Source organism: Rhodococcus sp. NPDC056743 (genome assembly GCF_042790355.1).
Classification (GTDB): domain Bacteria; phylum Actinomycetota; class Actinomycetes; order Mycobacteriales; family Mycobacteriaceae; genus Rhodococcus_F.
In genome coordinates this window covers 164,607-183,409 of record NZ_JBHTZI010000005.1, presented here as the reverse complement: position 1 = coordinate 183,409, position 18,803 = coordinate 164,607, and the positions used below count along the sequence as shown (strand labels likewise).

General features: G+C 62.1%; 18 protein-coding genes. 8 read left to right on the top strand and 10 right to left on the bottom strand.

Annotated elements, in window-relative coordinates:
* Position 1: 1 nt before the first annotated feature.
* The 6 genes from ACFRFQ_RS13060 to leuS all read right to left on the bottom strand — a co-directional run bounded on the left by ACFRFQ_RS13060 (position 2) and on the right by leuS (position 7,810).
* Positions 2–376 (bottom strand): nuclear transport factor 2 family protein, encoded by a 375-nt coding sequence (locus tag ACFRFQ_RS13060; protein WP_378657878.1) that lies wholly within the window; start codon positions 374–376, stop codon positions 2–4.
* Between the two features lie 86 nt (positions 377–462).
* Positions 463–882, bottom strand: a complete 420-nt coding sequence (locus tag ACFRFQ_RS13055) for a YbaB/EbfC family nucleoid-associated protein (RefSeq protein ID WP_378657873.1) — start codon at positions 880–882, stop codon at positions 463–465.
* A gap of 12 nt (positions 883–894) precedes the next feature.
* Positions 895–1,470: a hypothetical protein gene (locus tag ACFRFQ_RS13050; RefSeq protein ID WP_378657870.1), complete on the bottom strand. Its 576-nt coding sequence runs from the start codon at positions 1,468–1,470 to the stop codon at positions 895–897.
* Positions 1,471–1,507: 37 nt separating this feature from the next.
* Positions 1,508–2,884 carry an alpha/beta hydrolase gene (locus ACFRFQ_RS13045; RefSeq protein ID WP_378657867.1) on the bottom strand — a complete coding sequence of 459 codons (1,377 nt, stop codon included), beginning with the start codon at positions 2,882–2,884 and terminating at the stop codon, positions 1,508–1,510.
* Between the two features lie 296 nt (positions 2,885–3,180).
* The gene (locus ACFRFQ_RS13040) at positions 3,181–4,686 is read right to left on the bottom strand and encodes an MFS transporter (RefSeq protein ID WP_378657863.1); all 1,506 of its coding nucleotides are present in this window, start codon (positions 4,684–4,686) and stop codon (positions 3,181–3,183) included.
* Between the two features lie 277 nt (positions 4,687–4,963).
* Positions 4,964–7,810 carry a leucine--tRNA ligase gene (gene leuS, locus ACFRFQ_RS13035; protein WP_378657860.1) on the bottom strand — a complete coding sequence of 949 codons (2,847 nt, stop codon included), beginning with the start codon at positions 7,808–7,810 and terminating at the stop codon, positions 4,964–4,966.
* A 102-nt stretch (positions 7,811–7,912) separates the two neighbouring features.
* Here leuS and ACFRFQ_RS13030 point away from each other — a divergent pair, with 102 nt between their 5' ends.
* Together ACFRFQ_RS13030 and ACFRFQ_RS13025 are read left to right on the top strand one after the other, a co-directional pair.
* Positions 7,913–8,407: an SdpI family protein gene (locus ACFRFQ_RS13030; RefSeq protein WP_378657857.1), complete on the top strand. Its 495-nt coding sequence runs from the start codon at positions 7,913–7,915 to the stop codon at positions 8,405–8,407.
* Between the two features lie 5 nt (positions 8,408–8,412).
* A complete protein-coding gene (locus ACFRFQ_RS13025; protein ID WP_378657853.1) occupies positions 8,413–9,369 on the top strand; it encodes a DUF1648 domain-containing protein in 957 nt (318 codons plus the stop codon).
* 13 nt (positions 9,370–9,382) lie between these two features.
* On the opposite strand, the gene ACFRFQ_RS13020 is transcribed toward ACFRFQ_RS13025, so the two are convergent.
* A complete protein-coding gene (locus ACFRFQ_RS13020; RefSeq protein ID WP_378657851.1) occupies positions 9,383–10,069 on the bottom strand; it encodes a FadR/GntR family transcriptional regulator in 687 nt (228 codons plus the stop codon).
* A 78-nt stretch (positions 10,070–10,147) separates the two neighbouring features.
* Between ACFRFQ_RS13020 and ACFRFQ_RS13015 the strand changes: the two genes are divergently transcribed.
* Positions 10,148–11,389, top strand: a complete 1,242-nt coding sequence (locus ACFRFQ_RS13015) for an MFS transporter (RefSeq protein ID WP_378657847.1) — start codon at positions 10,148–10,150, stop codon at positions 11,387–11,389.
* 4 nt (positions 11,390–11,393) lie between these two features.
* Positions 11,394–12,374: a bile acid:sodium symporter family protein gene (locus ACFRFQ_RS13010; RefSeq protein ID WP_378657844.1), complete on the top strand. Its 981-nt coding sequence runs from the start codon at positions 11,394–11,396 to the stop codon at positions 12,372–12,374.
* Positions 12,375–12,408: 34 nt separating this feature from the next.
* On the opposite strand, the gene ACFRFQ_RS13005 is transcribed toward ACFRFQ_RS13010, so the two are convergent.
* The gene (locus ACFRFQ_RS13005) at positions 12,409–13,014 is read right to left on the bottom strand and encodes a YqgE/AlgH family protein (protein WP_378657841.1); all 606 of its coding nucleotides are present in this window, start codon (positions 13,012–13,014) and stop codon (positions 12,409–12,411) included.
* Between the two features lie 12 nt (positions 13,015–13,026).
* Positions 13,027–13,722 (bottom strand): TetR/AcrR family transcriptional regulator, encoded by a 696-nt coding sequence (locus ACFRFQ_RS13000; RefSeq protein WP_378657838.1) that lies wholly within the window; start codon positions 13,720–13,722, stop codon positions 13,027–13,029.
* 153 nt (positions 13,723–13,875) lie between these two features.
* On the opposite strand from ACFRFQ_RS13000, the gene ACFRFQ_RS12995 reads away from it, so the two are divergent.
* The 3 genes from ACFRFQ_RS12995 (at position 13,876) to ACFRFQ_RS12985 (ending at position 16,671) form a co-directional block, all read left to right on the top strand.
* Complete coding sequence (locus tag ACFRFQ_RS12995) at positions 13,876–14,817, top strand: NAD-dependent epimerase/dehydratase family protein (protein ID WP_378657832.1); 942 nt, start codon at positions 13,876–13,878, stop codon at positions 14,815–14,817.
* Positions 14,818–14,914: 97 nt separating this feature from the next.
* On the top strand, positions 14,915–15,349 hold the full coding sequence (locus tag ACFRFQ_RS12990) for an SRPBCC family protein (protein ID WP_378657829.1): 435 nt from the start codon (positions 14,915–14,917) through the stop codon (positions 15,347–15,349).
* A gap of 26 nt (positions 15,350–15,375) precedes the next feature.
* Entirely contained in the window at positions 15,376–16,671 is a 1,296-nt protein-coding gene (locus ACFRFQ_RS12985) for an MFS transporter (RefSeq protein ID WP_378657826.1), read from the top strand.
* Here ACFRFQ_RS12985 and ACFRFQ_RS12980 read toward each other — a convergent pair.
* Entirely contained in the window at positions 16,668–18,119 is a 1,452-nt protein-coding gene (locus ACFRFQ_RS12980) for a CCA tRNA nucleotidyltransferase (RefSeq protein WP_378657823.1), read from the bottom strand. The genes ACFRFQ_RS12985 and ACFRFQ_RS12980 overlap by 4 nt on opposite strands.
* Positions 18,120–18,321: 202 nt before the next feature.
* Between ACFRFQ_RS12980 and ACFRFQ_RS12975 the strand changes: the two genes are divergently transcribed.
* Complete coding sequence (locus ACFRFQ_RS12975) at positions 18,322–18,801, top strand: NUDIX hydrolase (protein WP_138871171.1); 480 nt, start codon at positions 18,322–18,324, stop codon at positions 18,799–18,801.
* The last annotated feature ends 2 nt before the right edge of the window (positions 18,802–18,803 follow it).

The following is an 18,803-nucleotide window of genomic DNA, read 5'->3' as shown; positions in this document are numbered from 1 at the left end:
GTCAGCCGGTGATCATGTCTTCCTGGTTCCAGAACGCTCGCATCGAAAGGATCTTGCCGTCGTCGTCGAAGGTCATGACGTCGATGGGTGCGATGGTCAGCGTCTGCTCGCCGAGTTTGGTGATCAGCGAGAAGTGGAATGCTGCTTCGTTTCCGGCAATGCGGAGGGTGTGAAGGTGAGCTTCCTGGTCGAAGTTCTCGATCACCGAGTAGAACTCGAGAATGGACTCGCGGGTGGTGCGGACGTCGGTACCAACCGGGTCTTCGACCGTCGCACCCTCGGCATACAGGGCGACAACCTGGGCGGCAGTGCCCGTGGCAACTGTCTCGATGTAGGCGTCGACGGTCTTGCGGATTACCTCTGCTGACGGTGCCATGATCTACCCCTCGTAGTTAGAACAAGTTCTAATTCTGAGGATAACCCAGGGTTCCGCCCTGTGCTCCGTTTTGGTAGTGGCAACTATCAAAACTGCGCACGCGGGCGACTGGTCATAGCAGGCCTGAGAAACGAATCGCCCCACACGGGCGGATCGTGCTCAGCGGTGAGCGCTACCGGTGTCGGCACCTCACCGGCAGGCGCTACCCGATCGACGAAACTCGTGATCGCAGACATCTGAGGGTCAGAAGTGACTTCGGCCAATGCTGCATCGACTTGCGGACGAGCATCGCGAACTGCCGCTATGTACATCTGGACAATCCGGTCGGCAAGAAGGTCGGGGCCCGCCGCCAACGCCGCGTCCGTCAATCTCAGCCGGCCAAGGTGGCCTTTGGCATCGACCTCGACTTCGACTGCCCGATCCGATGCCCGCCCGACCACCCGATCGAGGGCCTCCTGCGCTCGCCGAACCTTCACACCGATATCGTCGAAATTGCCTGCGGTCAAAGGTTTTACCTTTCACTGATTCGGATTAGCGATATCGAGCGGGAAGGGATCTCCACCGACGGCACCCGCCGGGAAACACGGAGACGAGACACTGATGATCAAATCTCCCTTGGTATTTTCAGAGAGGTCGAATGCATAGTCGTCGGATGAGCGAGCGCTCACCGATCGGAGCCCTCCTTCGGCTACCAATGTCTTGAATCCGAGGCCCTGCCAGGCACGGACAAAGATGTCGAAGTATTCGGTCGACTTGCCCCCCGGAATACCGACGATCCAGTACTTGACGATGACGTTCAGTGGCCTGTTCTCGATCGTGTCGTCGTCGATGCAAGGCAGAACAGTTCCATTGCCGAATAACCCGCTGGATGCTTGCGGATGCTGACGAGACAACGCCACATCTTTCGAAGTCCGAGTCAAAGTGTCGCTCAAATATTTGATAATAGCCTGGCGTGCAAGAGGTTCGGTCAAACTACTGTTCACTGATACGCCGGCCATATCGGCTCTCCCGTCGATGTCAAGTTCCTTCGCGCAGCCGGCCAATGTAATCAACATTCCGAGGCAGACTGCAAGCATTTTCACACGGTCACTCATCGCCCACCTCGACACCGGCAATGATCTGCCCCATCGTTTACAGCCCGGCATTCCCAGGGTCCCAGTACCCACCGTGCGAATCTACGTTCCACCCCAACGTATACCACGGCCCTGACACCCCGCCGGAATCAAAAGAGTGCCCCCACCCGTAATTCGATACCGGTTGTGGACCGTGAATAAAGTTGGGAGTAAGGCGAATCGGATCATTCTTGGCAGTAGTCGAGTACACGTGATCGGAGGTCTCTTTCGAAGAAACGCCGGTCAGATTCAGCTCCGACGCCTTGTCCACACCAATTCCCGGACTACCAACCAATACCAATCGATCTGCGTCGAGTGTGTGTTCACCGCTTGCGGCATGACCAATGACCGTAGTTCCGTAACTATGGCCGATCATGGTGTTCAACGACGGCTGACCCTCGTGAGTCGTTCGCAGCCCCTCCTGGAAACGATCCAACTTGGGCGCAGCGTCCTCCGCGAAAACAGATTTGGTCGCATCGGAGGTAACACTCTGCGGTGCGTCGTACCCGTACCACGCAACAACTGAATGAACCTTGTACGGATCGGCCGCCACCGCAGCATCCTTCATTGCTTCGGCACGCGAGACTCCTGTCGCGACGTCCCCGAGATTTGCACCGGTACCCGGTACGAATGTGGTCACCGTATCGGCCACGTCTGGATTCTCGAGCGCAATCACTGCATGCCCGTTGCCGTCGATCAAGGAGAGGAATCGTGGCCGCTCGGAACCTGCGGACAATTGCGCGTCGACATTGTCATAGCCGGCAATCTCGGCACGAATCGTATCGATCTGCTTCGACCAGGATTTTTCGTCGCTGACGGCGCCGTGCGCGGACATCAACAGATCGAGCCGTTGTCGGGCTGCGTCACGCAACTCCTGGAGATGCGCTCGGTTGTAGTGATCTCGATCGATCTGCGGTATGCCGTCACGATTGCCGATCGAATGATCCCAGTCGAAGAGCGCGTCCTTCTCGGCAGGCGAGAGGTTCGCCCACAGTTCATGCAATGCACCCGGTTCACCGGACAACTCCGTCACACCGCGGACGATGTCACTGACCTGCTGACTCAGCCGGCCGCCATTGGGATCTCGCCGAAGAAGATCCAGCTCGGAAACGGCCTCTCGAATTGCCGAGGTTGCTCGACCGTCGTCGTATGCCGCTCGACGCAGAAGCTCCTGGATTCGCTGCTGAAACCAGGCCGCTTTTCCGTTGAGCGAGCCTTGAAGGATCGCCACAGCCACCGCGTTTCCACCCGAAACCTCGGGGGCGTGTACATACCCGTCGTCGGTGACATTCATCGCGGCTCCGGCGACAGCATCGTCGACGACCGAGGCAAGAGCTTCCTTCGTCTGCGACAGTTGCTTCCCGAAACTTGAATACACTCCGGCGATCGCAGTCACCGCCGATTCGACGTGGCTGGCAGAAAGTCGCTCTGCTATCGCCCGGATGGATGCCGCCGAACCACCGTCACCCCGCCAATGCGTCGTCAGATCGTCCCCCCGACGCCCAAAGTCTGCGAGGCAATGGAATGGAGAGCCTTTGCAAATGAACGAAGAGCATCGATATCGACCTGCAACACCATGAACCCCCACTTATGCTGTCGAGCACCCCCGTGCGCGACTCAACATAGCAAGGATCCGACCTGTGCGCCGTTTGGTAGTGGGAACTACCAAACGGCGCACGGGGCCGATGGCCCTCAGTGAGCAGGCAGAAGGGGCGTCTCGTGCGCCGCACCGTCTTCGGCGCCGATCTGGACGATCCGACGCGGAAGGAAAATCGCTGCGATCGCACCGAGAACTGCCGCTGCAGCACCGATCAGGAATGCAATGCGCATCCCTTCGTCGGTGTAGAACACAGCACCCTCCATCGCCATCGCAATGTGCGAGTTCAAAACCGTGAAGGCGATGACGGGAAGCACTGCGGGGAAGATACTCTGGAAAACGGCGACCATACTTGCCGTACTCGCCTGCAACTGCGGCGGAACCGCTTCGATAAGCAGGTTCGGAATCGAGGCGTAGCCCATACCCATACCGGCACCGAAGATTCCGGCAAAGATGATAAGCAGCGGCTTGTTGTCGTGAATGGTCGCCGTCAGGGTGAATCCGACTGCCATCAGCAACATTCCGATGATCATCAACAGACGAGGCCGAATGTTGCGGCCCACGAGGATGCCGACGATCAAACCGCCGACCACGACCATGCCGCCGATAGGCGCCTGGAAGATCGCGAATCCCTCTGCCGTGACACCGAATCCGTATCCCAGCCCGAGAACTGCGGGGGTCATGACCATCATCGGCAGCAGAATCGTGAATACGCCCGAGGCGCCGTAGCAGAACCCGGCACCGACCGCCGTCAGCATCACCGAACGCTTGCCGAAGTAGCGCAGGTCGATCAGCGGCTCACGGATAGCGCGAGCGGAGGCAACCCAGGCCACCAACAGTGCGACACCACCGATCAGATAGGCCAGCGTCGAACCGTTCTTCCACCCCCAGGTCGGGCCGAAGCTGACGCCCACAAGAATTCCTGCGATGCCGGATCCGAGGAGCACAGCGCCGATCAAGTCAACCGACGAGCGCAGTCGCACAGCAGACTCCGCCGTCGAAGCAAAGATCATTCCGCCGAGAATGACCAACCCGACGACGAAGAACCAGAAGATGCTCCGGAAACCGTGATTATCGATCAACCAACCGGTGAGGAACGGCGCCGGGATAGCGATCAGGCCCATGCCGGAGGTTGCAATACTGACTGCCAGCGCAACAGTTTTCGGCGGAAACACGTCTCGGATGAGTGAGTAGCTCAGGAACAGGCATGGCACGAGCAGACCCGTCAGCGAGCGGCCCAGAATCAGGACGGCATAACTCGGCGCTATCGCCGAGATGAAGGATCCGACTGCCGCACCCGCGACCGCCAGGAGCAGGATCTTTCGCTTGCCGTACATGTCTGCAAGCTTGCCCAGCAGCGGAGACGCGACCGCGCCCAGTAGCAGGAACGACGTCAGCAGCCAGGCTCCCTGCGTCGTTTGATAGTGCACCGAAATTGCAGGCAGCGCAGTGGAAATCATCATGTAGCTCACCGCGAGCATTTCGAGCAGTAGAACGATCGACGCCAGCGAGAACACCAGTCGCGGCGTCCACCGCTCCGGATTCGATGTCGGTTCGGACAGATGAGGGGACGAACCGGAGCTGTGGACATCAGACGCCATGGCTGGAGATCCTTTCGGGACACCTGCGAGTTCGATTGACCCCCTGTCGAATAGGGTCGACGGGGGCCTTGCCGGGAAGTGCAGTGGAACGAGCGCTACCGACCTCGGTAACGTGTTATCTGCATCACAGACCTCGCGTCCATCGAGCGCTACGGCATGTTCCGCGGAGCGGGACAATCAGGACAACGACTGACCAGCAGGCGCGGCGACCCCCACAGACGACTGTGCGCCGTTTCGGTAGCGGTAACTACCGGAACGGCGCACGTGCGCAGAGCGCCTACAGAACGATATTCACCATCTTGCCCGGCACGACGATCACCTTGCGGGGTGCATTGCCCTCGAGCAGGGCAACGATCTTCTCGTCGGCCAGCGCGATCTCCTCGACGGCCTTGCGATCCGCGTCGGCCGGAACGCTGATACGGCTACGTACCTTGCCGTTGACCTGGATCGGGTACTCGACGGTGTCTTCGACGAGCCACTTCTCCTCAACGGCCGGGAAGGGCCCATGTGCAAGCGATTCCGTATGACCCAGGCGAGACCACAGCTCCTCCGAGAGGTGCGGAGCCAGGGGAGCGAGCATCAGCACCAGCGGTTCGACGGCGGAGCGCGGAGCGCCACCGGGGAAGGCCTTGGTGAGGTGGTTGTTGTACTCGATCAGCTTGGCGGCCGCCGTGTTGTCGCGCAGCGCGGTGTAATCCTCGCTGACACCGGCGATGGCCTTGTTGAGGGCACGAAGCGTCTCTTCGCCCGGAGCGTCGTCGGTGACACGGGGCTTGCCCGACTCCTCGTCGATGACAACACGCCACACGCGCTGCAGGAATCGCGAAGCACCGACGACATCCTTGGTCGCCCAGGGACGCGAGGTGTCCAGCGGACCCATCGACATCTCGTAGACGCGGAGAGTGTCTGCACCGAATTCGGCGCAAATCTCGTCCGGCGCAACGGCATTCTTCAGGCTCTTGCCCATCTTGCCGTACTCACGGTTGACCTCGGCGCCCTCGTAGAAGTACTTGCCGTCCCGCTCGACAACCTCTTCGGCGGGCACGTAGACGCCGCGGGCATCGGTGTACGCGAATGCCTGGATGTAGCCCTGGTTGTAGAGGCGACGGTACGGCTCGCTCGAGGACACGTAGCCCAGGTCGAAGAGCACCTTGTGCCAGAACCGCGAGTACAGCAGGTGCAGCACTGCGTGCTCGACGCCGCCGACGTACAGGTCGACTCCACCGGGGTCATTGGGGCCGTGCAGCTCCGGACGCGGGCCGGTCCAGTAGGCCTCGTTCTGCGGATCACAGAACGTGTCCTGGTTGGTGGGGTCGATGTAGCGCAGCTGGTACCACGAGCTGCCCGCCCACTGCGGCATGACGTTGGTGTCGCGGTGGTAGGTCTGCAGGCCGTCGCCGAGGTCGAGTTCGACGTTGACCCAGTCGGTTGCCTTGTTGAGCGGGGGAGAGGGCTCGGAGTTGGCGTCGTCCGGATCGAAGGACACGGGTGCGTAGTCCTCGACCTCCGGAAGAACCACGGGCAGAGCCGAATCCGGCAGTGCATGCGCGTTTCCGGCAGCGTCGTACACGATCGGGAAAGGCTCGCCCCAGTAACGCTGACGCGCGAAGAGCCAGTCGCGCAGCTTGTACTGGATGGTGCCCTTGCCGTGGCCGGACTCCTCGAGCTTGCTGATGACGGTGGCCTTGGCCTCCGCCACGTCCAGACCGTCGAGGTAGTCGGAGTTGACCAGTGCGCCGTCGCCGGAGTATGCGGCCTCCGAAACATTGCCGCCGGCAATAACTTCGACGATATCGAGGCCGAAGGCGTTGGCGAACTCCCAGTCACGGTGATCGTGTCCCGGAACGGCCATGATCGCGCCGGTGCCGTAGCCGGTCAGAACGTAGTCGGCGATGAAAACCGGGACCTTGTGGCCGTTGACGGGGTTGATCGCGTAGGAGCCGAGGAAGACACCGGTCTTCTCCTTGTTCTCCTGACGTTCGAGATCCGTCTTCGCAGCGATCGACTTACGGTATGCTGCAACAGCTTCCGCAGGAGTGGTGGCGCCGCCGGTCCAGCGCGCGTCGACGCCTTCTGGCCATTCGTCGGCAACCAGCTTGTCGACCAGATCATGCTCGGGAGCCAGTGTCACGTACGTGGCACCGAAAAGCGTATCGGGACGCGTCGTGAACACATCGATGCCGTAGTCGCCGGCCGCAAAGGTAACCTCGGCGCCGTACGAGCGGCCGATCCAGTTGCGCTGCATGGCCTTGACCTTGTCCGGCCAATCCAGGTACTCGAGATCGTCGACCAGGCGGTCGGAGTACGCGGTGATGCGCATCATCCACTGCTTGAGGTGCTTGCGGAAGACGGGGAAGTTGCCGCGGTCACTACGACCGTCGGCGGTAACCTCTTCGTTGGCCAGCACGGTACCCAGGCCGGGGCACCAGTTGACCATCGAATCGGACTGGTACACAAGGCGGTACGAGTCCACAATCTTGGCCTTCTCGGCGACGTCCAGCGAAGCCCAGTCGCGGCCGTCCTCTACCGCGCGCTCGCCGGACTCGAACTCGGCTTCCAACTCGGAGATACGACGCGCCTTGCCGGCAGCCTTGTCGTACCACGCGCCATGGATCTGCAGGAAGATCCACTGCGTCCAGTGGTAGAAGTCGACGTCCGTCGTCGCCAAGCTACGACGCTCGTCGTGGCCAAGGCCCAGGCGTCGGAGCTGACGCTTCATGTTGGCGATGTTCGCCTCGGTTGTCGTGCGCGGGTGGGTTCCCGTCTGCACGGCGTACTGCTCGGCCGGCAGACCGAAGGCGTCGTAGCCGAGGGTGTGCAGGACGTTGTGGCCGTGCATGCGATGGAAGCGCGCAAAGACGTCGGTGGCGATGTAGCCGAGCGGGTGCCCGACGTGCAGACCCGAACCCGAGGGGTACGGGAACATGTCCTGAACGAAGAGCTTGTCGGCGGGCACGCCGTCGGGGGAGGACAGCGGACCGACCGGATTGGGCGCGTTGAACGTGCCCTCCTCGCTCCAGCGGTCCTGCCAGCGCTGCTCGATCTGGCCGGCAAGCTCCGCGGTGTAGCGGTGCTGCGGGGTGGCGTCGACTGGTGAATCGGGGGACTGCGGAGACTCGGTCACTGTGGTCGCTATCTACTTGGCTGCCGTTGAATACCGTTAACCAGGGTAGAGCCTGCGCCACCCGGGCATACCATCAACTCCACTCGCGCCTATCCTGTATGGGTGATCGTTGTTGCTGTAGTGCTGTTCGTGCTCGCTCTTGCCGTTGGCGGAGTCGCTGTTGCCGGACTGATCGGCAAGCTTCCGCGTAACCGCTGGGCGGGTATCCGGACCCCGGATACGTTGCGAAGCGAAGAATCGTTTGCGCTCGCCAACAAGGTGGCAGGCCCGACGATGGCCGCTGCGGCCGGCCTCCTCGTCCTCGGCGGAATCGCCGCACTGACGATGAGCACCGCCATGGGCCTCGGCATCGCTCTCGTCGCCGTGGTGGGCGCAGTGTTCACCGCTGGTTTCGGCGGCAGCATCGGAGCCCGCGCGGCGGCAGCCCTGCCCGAGCAGAGTGGTTGCGGCAACGACTGCAATTGCGGCCACACTGAAGAACCTGCCCGAGCAGAACCTGCCGCGGAAACCCCCGAAGCCAAGGCAAATGCGGCCGACTGCGGCACCGGTTCCTGCGGTGCCTGCGCGCTCAAGGATGCTTGCCAGCCCACTCATTGATTCACGTGAAACATCGTGTAATTGATCCCGCCGGAGCAGTCTTCGGTCTCCTGATCCCGGTGTTGTGCGCGCTCGGCGGCGTCGTACTCACACAACTGTGGGAACCCCGCCTTCCCGACAAGATCGCCACGCACTGGTCCATGACGTCGGCCGACGGCTTTGCGACGCCCATGACCAGCGCGTGGACGATGGCACTTCTGACGATTCTTTTCGGCGGTGGGCTCTCGGCAATCGCAGCTCTTGCGCCCGCGACGCTGATGATGCGGCGATTCATGATCGTGATCGGCCTGATCGTGGTGGGGATCATCGCCGGCGGTCAGATTGCTGCACTGCACGCTCAACTCGATGTCGTCGACCCGTCGTCCATTCCCGCCCCCATCGGAGCTCTCGCGGCCGGAGCGCTCGTTGGATGCGTCGTCGGCCTGCTCGGAGCGTCGTTGCTACGCGACTATCGCCCGCGCACTACAGCGACCGAAGCTCCGAACCGCGCCCTGCCCCGCGGCAACGCGTCACTGCCCATTACCGACAATGTCGGGTTCTCCACCAAGGGTTCGGTCATCTTCGGGCTGATCATGGTGGCTCCCGGAATCATCCTCGGACTGCTCAGCTCGACCTGGTTCTCGGCGCTGTTCCTCATGCTTGCCGTGTTCTGCGTGACCCTCGTTCGCTTCCGCGTTGTTGTCGACACCACCGAGATCACGGTATTCAACATGGGCATGCCTGCCATGACCTACGGCGTCGACGAGGTTGTCGGAGCCAAGGTCGCGGAGATCAAACCATTTGCGGATTTCGGCGGCTGGGGACTCAAGAGCAAAGGCCGTCGCAACTACGGCATCGTCACTCGCACCGGCCCCGCCGTCGTCATTACCTTTGCGGGCGGCGACAAGCTCACCATCACCACCCCGAAAGCCGACGACATCGCCGGCGCATTGAACAGCCTCGCCGACGCCCTGCGCGGTTAGACGCCCGGAGCGGTTAATCGACCGCACTCGACCCGATCGCTTCCTTCGTCTTCTCGAGATAACCACACGCGGCGCTGCGGGCTCTGTCGACATCTCGGTCCGCGATGGCTGCCGCGACACCGCGGTGATGCAGCGAGGTCAATGACGGCGGGTGCACACCCTCCGTCACGTCGTAGGTGGCGCGGACGGTTTCGAGGATGCCGGCAAACAAGTCCTTCAGAACGGGATTGTGCGCGGCCTCCACAATCGCGATGTGGAAGCCGAGGTCGACGTCGACAAAATCGTCCCCGGCGAGGTCTCGTTTCTCCGCCAGCTCACGCAGGATCCGGACGTCCTCATCCGTTCGCCGTTCACACGCCAATCGGACCGCCTCCATCTCGAGCGCCCGACGCACCTCGAAGACGTACTTCATTTCCTCGACCGCGGCGTGCCGGCCCAACAGTCCGCCGATATCCGTACGCGCGCGGACAAAAGTGCCCGATCCCCGCCGGATCTCGAGAACGCCGGTGGATGTCAGAGTCTTGATTGCCTCACGGACAGTGTTCCGCCCGACGCCCAGGACACTCATCAGTTCCGGCTCCGTCGGGATTCGATTGCCGACGGTCCACGAACCGTCGGCGATCTGCGCACGCATCCACTCGAGGGATTGTTCGTACGCGGATTCTTTACGAACCACAGTTTCCTTGCGAACCACAGTCATCTGTCCATCCTCACAGCATTCGCGCCGTTCGTTCCACTCCCTTAGGATACGTAGGACGACCCATGTATTTTCAGGACGATGCTCATATCCGAGGAGGGGCTTCCCACGTCCACGACAGCACCCACCGCGCCCACCGCCACCCGTCGGACCAACCGGCACTTCTACGGTGTCGGCTACGTCCTCACCGTGATCCTGCTCGGCGCGAATATGCCCACTTCCGTCTACGGGCTCTACCGCAGCGAGTTCGGATTCACGCCGACAATCCAGACGCTCATCTACGGCGTCTACGTCGCCGGGTTGGTGCCGGCCCTGCTGTTCTTCGGTCCACTCTCCGACTTTCTCGGCCGACGCGCCGTGCTCCTGATGTCCCTGGCTTTGAGCGTCGCCGGAACCCTCGTCCTCGCCTTTGCCGACGCCACCGTCTGGCTGTTTCTCGGCCGGATCGCGCAAGGAATTGCTGTGGGCGCGGTCAGCGCGGCCGGCAGTGCGGCGCTCGTGGAACAGGAACCGGCGTTCGATCACCGGCGCGCGGCCCTCGTCTCCACCGTGACGGGTGCGCTCGGCGGCGCACTGGGACCCCTCGTCTCCGGCGCAATCGCGCAGTACCTACCCCAACCACTGCGCCTGCCGTACCTGATTTTCCTTGTCGCGTTTGTTCCCGCCCTGATCGTTCTGTTGCTGCTGCCTCGCGGCACCAGGACCGCTCGTCCGAAGAGCCTGTTCCAGATTCCCCGCGTTCCCGCAGTCATCTCGAGCACGTTCTGGCTCAGTTCACTTGCGGTCGCGCTCTCGTGGGGCGCGGTGGGCCTGTTTCAATCCGTCGTCCCGTCCTGGATGACCAGCCTGCTCGGCATCAACAACCTTCTGCTGGCCGGCGGCGCAGCCGCACTCGTCATGATCTGCTCCGTGATCGCTCAACTCGGCGGCAGCAGAATGGACCCCCTGGCGTCCACCATTGTCGGTCTCGGGATTCTTGCGCTCGGGATGATCGGACTACTTGTTGTCGATATCGTTCCGAGCCTCGCGCTGCTGAGTGTTGTGACCGTTGTGGTCGGCGCCGGGCACGGCTTGGTTTTTGCAGGCGGAATGAAACGAGTCAACGCCGCGGCGCGAGCACACGCCCGCGAAAGCCACGGCGCGATCCTCGCTGCGTTCTTCACCGTCAGTTACGCAGGTCTGGCGATACCGTCCATTCTCGCGGGCATCGCCATCACCATCCAGGGAATGCAGACCGCGATCATCGAACTGTCGATCATCGGAGCACTCTTGTGCCTGGTCGTGATGATCTTCAACGCCCGCGCCGCACGTCGTTATCCTTAGCCAGGTGAAGTTTCTCAGTAGGTTCTACATCGACGGGTTCATCCTCGGCATCATCATCGCCGCAGTGCTCGGAAGTGTGTTTCCGGTATCGGGCACAGCGCAGACCGTGCTCGACTGGGCTACCAAGATCGCCATCGGTTTCCTGTTCCTGCTGTACGGCGCCCGCCTCTCGCCGCAGGAAGCGTGGAAGGGCGTCAAACACTGGCGGCTGCACAGCGTCGTGTTGGCGTCGACGTTCGTCCTGTTCCCGCTGATCGGCCTGGCACTGCGAATCCTGTCGCCGACCCTCATCAGCGATGAGCTGTACACCGGCATCCTCTATATGTGCCTGGTTCCGTCGACGGTTCAGTCGTCGATCGCCTTCACCTCGATTGCCAAGGGAAACGTTGCGGGCGCGATCGTCAGTGCGTCGTTCTCCAACCTGATCGGCGTCTTCATCACACCGCTCCTGGTGGTCTTGCTGATGAACACCACCGGCGAGGCAACCGTCGATTTCTCGTCGATCCTCGACATCGTCGTACAGCTGTTGATCCCCTTCATCGTCGGTCAGCTGATCCGGCCACTGGTAATCGGTTGGCTTCAAAAGTATGCAGAGCCAACAAAATACGTCGACCGCGGATCCATTCTCCTTGTTGTGTTTGCCGCCTTCAGCGAGAGCATGAAGGAGGGCATCTGGAGCACCATCACGATCTGGCAGATCGTGATCCTGACGGTGGTGTGCTGCGTGATCCTGGCAGTAGTGCTTGCGGTGACAACCGTCGCGGGGCGCAGGCTCGGCTTCGATCTACCCGATCAGATCGTCATCATCTTCTGTGGATCGAAGAAATCCTTGGCGACGGGTCTACCGATGGCCGCTGTCCTGTTCGCGGGTCAACCCGTCGGCCTGATCGTGTTGCCGCTGATGATCTTCCATCAAATCCAGCTGATCGTGTGCGCGGCGCTGGCGCAACGCTTCGCGAACCGTGATCCGATCAGTATCGGCTAGATCCAGTATCGGCTAGGTCAGTGCGCCGGCTTGATCAGTTCCGATCGACCTCGATGGGATGAGTGGCCAACATGGCCAGCGGCAAGGGCTGGCGTCGTAGCACCCGGGCCCACACATCGATGCGCGACGGTGTCACGACGTCCGACGGCAAGGAAGCAGTCACCATCCAGTCGTCCCGCTCGAGTTCCGAATCAAGCTGTCCCACAGTCCACCCCGAGTATCCGGCAAAGATACGGATTCCCTCGACCAGCGGAGCAATCACGTCGGGATCGGAATCCAGATCCACCATCACCACCTTGCCGTCGACGCGGCGCAACCCGGCGACACCGTCGATGACGGCCCCGTTGCGCGCCGTGCCCAGGCACAGTGCGGAATCACGTTTCACCGGTCCGCCGACGTACAGGGCAGACGGATTGGCGGTCAGTGGAGCCCATTGCGGAAGGACGTTCTGCACGGCCGTCTCGCTCGGCCGATTGATCACGACGCCAAGACTTCCCGCGTCGTTGTGTTCGATCATGTAGATGACGGTGCGGCGAAACGCAGGTTCGACGAGGTCGGTAGACGACACCAACAAGCTGCCTGGCCCAACCTCGGGTTCGATCCAGGCCATACGGTCTTCGGGTTCTTCTGCGTGCGACACATCTACATCATCTCACTCCAAGCCCGCCATCTCCGCGAGCAAAGCGAGGTGCCGCTCGAAAAGCTCGGCGGGTTCGGTGAAGGTGTCCGATCCGTACTGCCCGAACACCTCGAAGTTCACGGAACCGAACAGCGACACCCACACCAAGGTTCCGCGGGTGATCGCCGCCGGCAGCAATTCGACGCCCAGCTCCGCGCGCACACGTTCGAGATCCGACATCAAGGGTTCACCAACTGCCGCGTCGGCGAACGACGTAAGCGCGCCCGCCCGATAAGCACTGTCGACTATCGCGATCAGCCTGGTAACCACCCGCGTGCCCGGCCCGGTGGTCTGCTCGCCGGGCGCGTTGTAGCCGGGCACCGGGCTGCCGAACAGCAATCCGTATCTGGCGGGTTCGCGTACCGCCCAAGCCCGTACCGTACGACCCAAAGCCAGAAACTGGCCCCGATAGTCTTTTGCTGCAACAGCATTCACTGCAGCATCAACTTCGCCGCCCAACTCGGTGTAAGCATCCACGACAAGAAGGGTGAGCAGTTCGTCACGGCTTGCCACATAACGGTAAACTGCCGAGGATACGACGCCCAGATCGCGCGCCACCGCACGTAGCGACAGAGCCGCGGCTCCGACCGCCGCCAAGTGTTCCCGTCCGATCCGGGTGATGTCCTGCAAGGTCTGTTCGCGCGCACGTTCGCGGGGGGTACCGGCCATGGGGAACAGCTTGCCTCAATTCCGAGAGCAGAGCCAACAAACGAGAGCAATGTAGATAAAAGAGAGCAGTGCTCTTGACATTCCTGTCCACGAGGCGCATCCTAGAAATCGAGAGCAGTGCTCTCTAACTACGAACCTCAGACAGGAGCCATCATGTCGAACCTCGAAATCGTCACCGGCGCAGGACCAGTCGGATCCACCGTGGCGCTACAACTCGCCGAGCATGGCATCAATGTCCGTCTCCTGACCAGATCCGGAAACGGACCCCAGCATCCCCGTATCGAGCGTCGACGCGTCGATGTGTCGGATCGAGAAGCCCTACGTACCGCCGCCGAGGGCGCCACCGCGATCTACCATTGCATTCACGCCGCCTACAACGCCGCAGACTGGGAACGTGAACTGCCCGCAGCAGAAAAAGTCGTCCTCGACGTCGCAGCCTCGCTGAATGCCGTTGTGGTGTTCCCCGAAAGCCTCTACGCCTACAACTCCGATACCGTGATGACGGAATCCGACCCACGCAACGTCACCGGCGGCAAGCGCGGAGTGCGCGCGGCGCTACTGCGAGCCCGCGAAGCCTCTACCACCCCCACCGTCAGCGTAGTGGCGTCGGACTTCTTCGGCCCCTACGTGCGCACAGCTCACGCCGGCGAGCGCGTGGTCCCGAAAGTGATGGCAGGAAAGAAGATTCGGGTGATCGGATCGGCAGATCAGCCGCACTCCTTCACCTACGTGCCCGACCTCGCGGCGGCAATGATCGCCGCGGCACACAATCCGGAACTGTGGAACTCCGTCCTGCACGCGCCCACCGGACCCGCACTCACCCAACGCACCATTGCCGCAGCCTTCGCCGACGCTGCGGGAGCCCCCGCCGCCAAAGTGGGAGTACTCCCGGCCTGGGTTCTCGACACCGTCGGCAAGGTACACGCCGACACCCGCGAACTGGCAGAGATGAATTACCAGTTCACCAAGCCCTTTGTCATGGATTCGACTGCCAGCGAGACCCTCCTCGGACTTACACCGACACCGCTCGATCAAGCAGCGCGCGAGACCGTCGACTGGTGGCGAGCAGAACAGGCCCGCAGCGCGGCAGCCTGAGCACCCACCATTCCGATGACCGGGATTTCCGTCACCACACGCTGCACCAGCTCCCTAGTGTCCACCTCACACCACGCGAAGCACTAGAGAGGTACCTATGCCCACGCTTCTTCGAACGACCACTCTTCCTACCGAGCCGGACCAGATCTGGTCTGTGATCAAAGGATTCGACGAGCTCGCCGCCTGGCACCCGCGCGTGCCACCCTCCGAAATGGAAGAGAACGCAGACCCGACCACACCCGGCGCCGTCCGCCGATTCATCGTCGACGGCAACGTCGTGGCACGTGAAGAGTTGATCGAACATGACGATCGTGGCCGAACCTACAGCTACGAGGTGCTCGACCAACCGCTCGCGGTCGACAATTACATTGCGCGCATCGAAGTAGTGCCGGCTCCTGACGGCTGTGAAGTTCGATGGACCGCCACCTACGACGGAGCCGACGACATCATCCCCGTCGTGGAGAACGCTTTCGGCGACAACGTGTACTTGGTGGGCCTCGAGGCACTGCGAGACCGGTTCGACCGCCGGTAGTTCGGTTCCCGCTAGAGTTTCCCTACATGACCCCAGCCTCGAACCGCCGCGAGGCTTGGTCGCGGACGCTCCACACCGTGCGCGAATCCCCGGGCCTCGGACGGTTGGCGCTTGTCCGGTTCTCGAGCCAGTTCGGCGACGGGTTGTTTCAGGCCGCATTGGGCGGCGCGATCCTGTTCAACCCGGAACGCGAAACGGATCCGGTGGCCATTGCGGCGGGGTTTGCCGTACTGCTGCTGCCCTATTCGATTATCGGACCCTTCGCCGGTGCGCTACTCGATCGCCTCGATCGGCGTCTCGTCCTGCTGTGGGCGAGTGTTCTGCGCGGTCTGCTTATCCTGACGGCCGCCGTTCTGCTCGCTACCGGGGGAGGGGACACGCCGCTGCTGCTGTGTGCGTTGGCCGCGATCGGGGTGAGCCGATTTGTTGGCGCCGGTGTCTCGGCCGCACTACCGAAGGTGGTCCGACAATCCTGGTTGGTGGCCACCAATTCCGTTCTCACAACCGCAGGTTCAGTGGTGTCGGCCCTGGGTGCAACGGCGGCGGTGAGCATTATCGGGATTGTGGGTGCCGGTGATCGCGCCTCCGCGATCGCAACCGCGTGCGCGGCCGTCGGGTCGGCTGTCGCGGCTCTGGCCGCAGCACGGTTCACCGCCAGATCACTTGGCCCTACCAGCTCGGAAAGAACCAGGGCCAGTGCGCTTCATTCCGTCCTGACCGGTCTGAAAACCGGGGCTACCGCCGTCTGGCAAGCCCCCGGCGTCACCACCACGATGCTCGGAATCGGTGCGCACAGAATCTGTTTCGGCATCAACACTCTGATCATGGTGCTGGTACTTCGGGACACGTCGAACGGTTCAGCGCTACCTGGTGGGATGGCGGGGTTCGGTGTTGCCGTGGGCGCTACGGCCATCGGGATGTTGATCGCCGCACTGATCACACCGTTCGTGATTCCGCGGCTCGGTCGCTCTCGAACCGTCACCTACGCACTGACCGCCGCGGTGCTCATCCAACTCGTTTTTGTCACCACGCTGACGCAGGGATCACTCCTGATCGCCGCATTCCTCCTCGGCATTGCCGGTCAAACCGTGAAACTGGCCGGCGACGCCGCGATGCAGATCGACATCGACGACGACCGTCGTGGCCAGGTTTTTGCCTTGCAGGACACCGTGTTCAACGTCGCCTTCATCGGTGCGATCGCCGCCGCGTCGACGGTGATCGCACCCGACGGCAAGAGCATCGGCTTGGCCCTTGCCGGTGCGGGCGTCTACGCCTGCGGACTGTCGGCGGTGCTGATCAACCGCAGAAAACGGGAGAGCTAGGACTGCTGAGCAGCCCACCACTTCAACAGCTCGGCCTCAGCCTCGTTCCGATCGAGGGGACCACGATCGAGACGCAACTCCTTGAGGAAGGTCCACGCCTTACCCACCTGTGGACCGGCCGGAATGTTCAGCAGTTCCATGATGGCGTTGCCGTCGAGGTCCGGACGCACCCGAGCAAGGTCTTCCTGCTCGGCGATGCGGGCGATCCGCTCTTCGATGTCGTCATACGTGGCCTGCAACTGCGCGGCCCGACGCTTGTTGCGGGTGGTGCAGTCGGCGCGCACCAACTTGTGCAACCGGGGGAGCAATTCACCGGCATCGGTGACGTACCGTCGTACGGCAGAGTCGGTCCACTGCCCCTTGCCGTAGCCGTGAAAACGCAAGTGCAAGAACACTAGCTGCGAGATGTCGTCCACCATCTGCTTGGAGAACTTGAGGGCACGCAGACGCTTGCGCACCAACTTGGCACCGACAACCTCGTGGTGATGGAAGCTGACACCGCCGCCGGGCTCGTTGCGCTTGGTATCCGGCTTGCCGATGTCGTGAAGCAGTGCAGCCCAACGCAATACGAGGTCCGGATCGCCGTCCTCGAGGTCGATGGCCTGCTGCAGCACCGTCAGCGAGTGCTGGTAGACGTCCTTGTGCTGGTGATGCTCGTCGATCTCGAGCTTCATCTGCGGGATCTCGGGCAGCACGTAATCAGCCAAGCCGGAATCGACCATGACGTTGATGCCGTCCAGCGGGTACATACCGAGCATGAGCTTGTTGAGCTCGGTCTGCACACGTTCAGCCGTGATCCGCTCGATCTGCGACGCCATGTCCTTGATGGCGTCGAAAACGCGATTGTTCAACGTGAAACCAAGCTGAGACACGAACCGCGCGGCGCGCAGCATCCGCAGTGGATCGTCGTTGAACGAGTTCTCCGGAGCCGACGGCGTATCGAGTTCCCCGGCCAGCAGAGCGTCCATGCCGTTCAGTGGATCGACAAACGTGAACGAACCGTCGGCGCCTATCGCCATAGCCATCGCGTTGACCGTGAAATCGCGCCGCACCAGATCGTCGGCAAGATTCTCGCCGTACCGGACTACCGGATTACGCGACACCCGGTCGTAGGCATCCGCCCGGAACGTCGTGATCTCGATCTCCTGGCCGTCCTTGATGGCGCTGATCGTGCCGAAGTCGATCCCGGTATCCCACTGCTTGTCGACCCAGCCCTTGAGCAGAGCCTGCACCTTCTCGGGGCGCGCGTCCGTCGTGAAATCAAGATCACCGCTGAACCGGCCCAGGATTGTGTCGCGCACGCTGCCACCCACCAGGTACAGCTCGTGGCCGGCCGCTGCGAAGCGCTCACCCAGTGGCGTCAACACATCGGAGAGCGTGCGCAATGTGTTGGAAGCGTCGGCAAGGAGCCGTGCACGGCGATCGGCATCGGAGGTAGGGGCAGTCACGTCGATTGAGCTTACTTAAGGTGCACAAATAGCAGAACGCGCATATCCGCGCATATCAACGCGAGTACCCGGTTTGCGCGGGTTACCGGCCAACTAGTCGATGCCAACTAGTATCGATGAGGTGTCAGGTGCCGAACGAACGAACAGGAGCCGCCGCAACTCGCGGCGCCGTCCTGCCGTCGGCAATCCTGAACGATCCCCGATGCGTACCGTCCGCGAAACTTCAGCAGGCGGACTGGTCGTCGACGGCTGGGGCGGGCCGCCGGAACGCCTGTGTGCTGCACTGATCGGACGAACCGACCGCCGTGGTCGTCTGTTGTGGTCATTGCCCAAAGGACACATCGAGCAAGGCGAGACCGCCGAGCAGACTGCTATGCGTGAGGTCGAGGAAGAAACGGGCATTCAGGGCACCGTCCTCGCGCCACTCGGCAGCATCGACTACTGGTTTGTCACCGAGGGCCGACGCGTCCATAAGACGGTGCACCACTATCTCTTGAGATTCCTCGGCGGCGAACTGTCCGACGAAGACGTCGAGGTCACCGAGGTGGCCTGGGTACCGCTGGCGGAACTGCACTCACGCCTCGCGTACGCCGATGAACGCAAACTGGCAGAACTTGCCGCTCAGATGATCGCCGAGATGCCACAGGCACCCATGCTTCCGAAGGAACCGGACGCAGGATGAAA

What these genes read in the sequence shown, in the direction of transcription:
- ACFRFQ_RS13050 (WP_378657870.1), bottom strand. Translation starts at nt 1,470, where the DNA reads ATGAGTGACCGTGTGAAAATGCTTGCAGTCTGCCTCGGAATGTTGATT.
- ACFRFQ_RS12975 (WP_138871171.1), top strand. Translation starts at nt 18,322, where the DNA reads ATGCGTACCGTCCGCGAAACTTCAGCAGGCGGACTGGTCGTCGACGGC.
- ACFRFQ_RS13015 (WP_378657847.1), top strand. Translation starts at nt 10,148, where the DNA reads ATGCTCATATCCGAGGAGGGGCTTCCCACGTCCACGACAGCACCCACC.
- ACFRFQ_RS13060 (WP_378657878.1), bottom strand. Translation starts at nt 376, where the DNA reads ATGGCACCGTCAGCAGAGGTAATCCGCAAGACCGTCGACGCCTACATC.
- ACFRFQ_RS13020 (WP_378657851.1), bottom strand. Translation starts at nt 10,069, where the DNA reads ATGACTGTGGTTCGCAAGGAAACTGTGGTTCGTAAAGAATCCGCGTAC.
- ACFRFQ_RS12990 (WP_378657829.1), top strand. Translation starts at nt 14,915, where the DNA reads ATGCCCACGCTTCTTCGAACGACCACTCTTCCTACCGAGCCGGACCAG.
- ACFRFQ_RS13040 (WP_378657863.1), bottom strand. Translation starts at nt 4,686, where the DNA reads ATGGCGTCTGATGTCCACAGCTCCGGTTCGTCCCCTCATCTGTCCGAA.
- ACFRFQ_RS12985 (WP_378657826.1), top strand. Translation starts at nt 15,376, where the DNA reads ATGACCCCAGCCTCGAACCGCCGCGAGGCTTGGTCGCGGACGCTCCAC.
- ACFRFQ_RS12995 (WP_378657832.1), top strand. Translation starts at nt 13,876, where the DNA reads ATGTCGAACCTCGAAATCGTCACCGGCGCAGGACCAGTCGGATCCACC.
- ACFRFQ_RS13000 (WP_378657838.1), bottom strand. Translation starts at nt 13,722, where the DNA reads ATGGCCGGTACCCCCCGCGAACGTGCGCGCGAACAGACCTTGCAGGAC.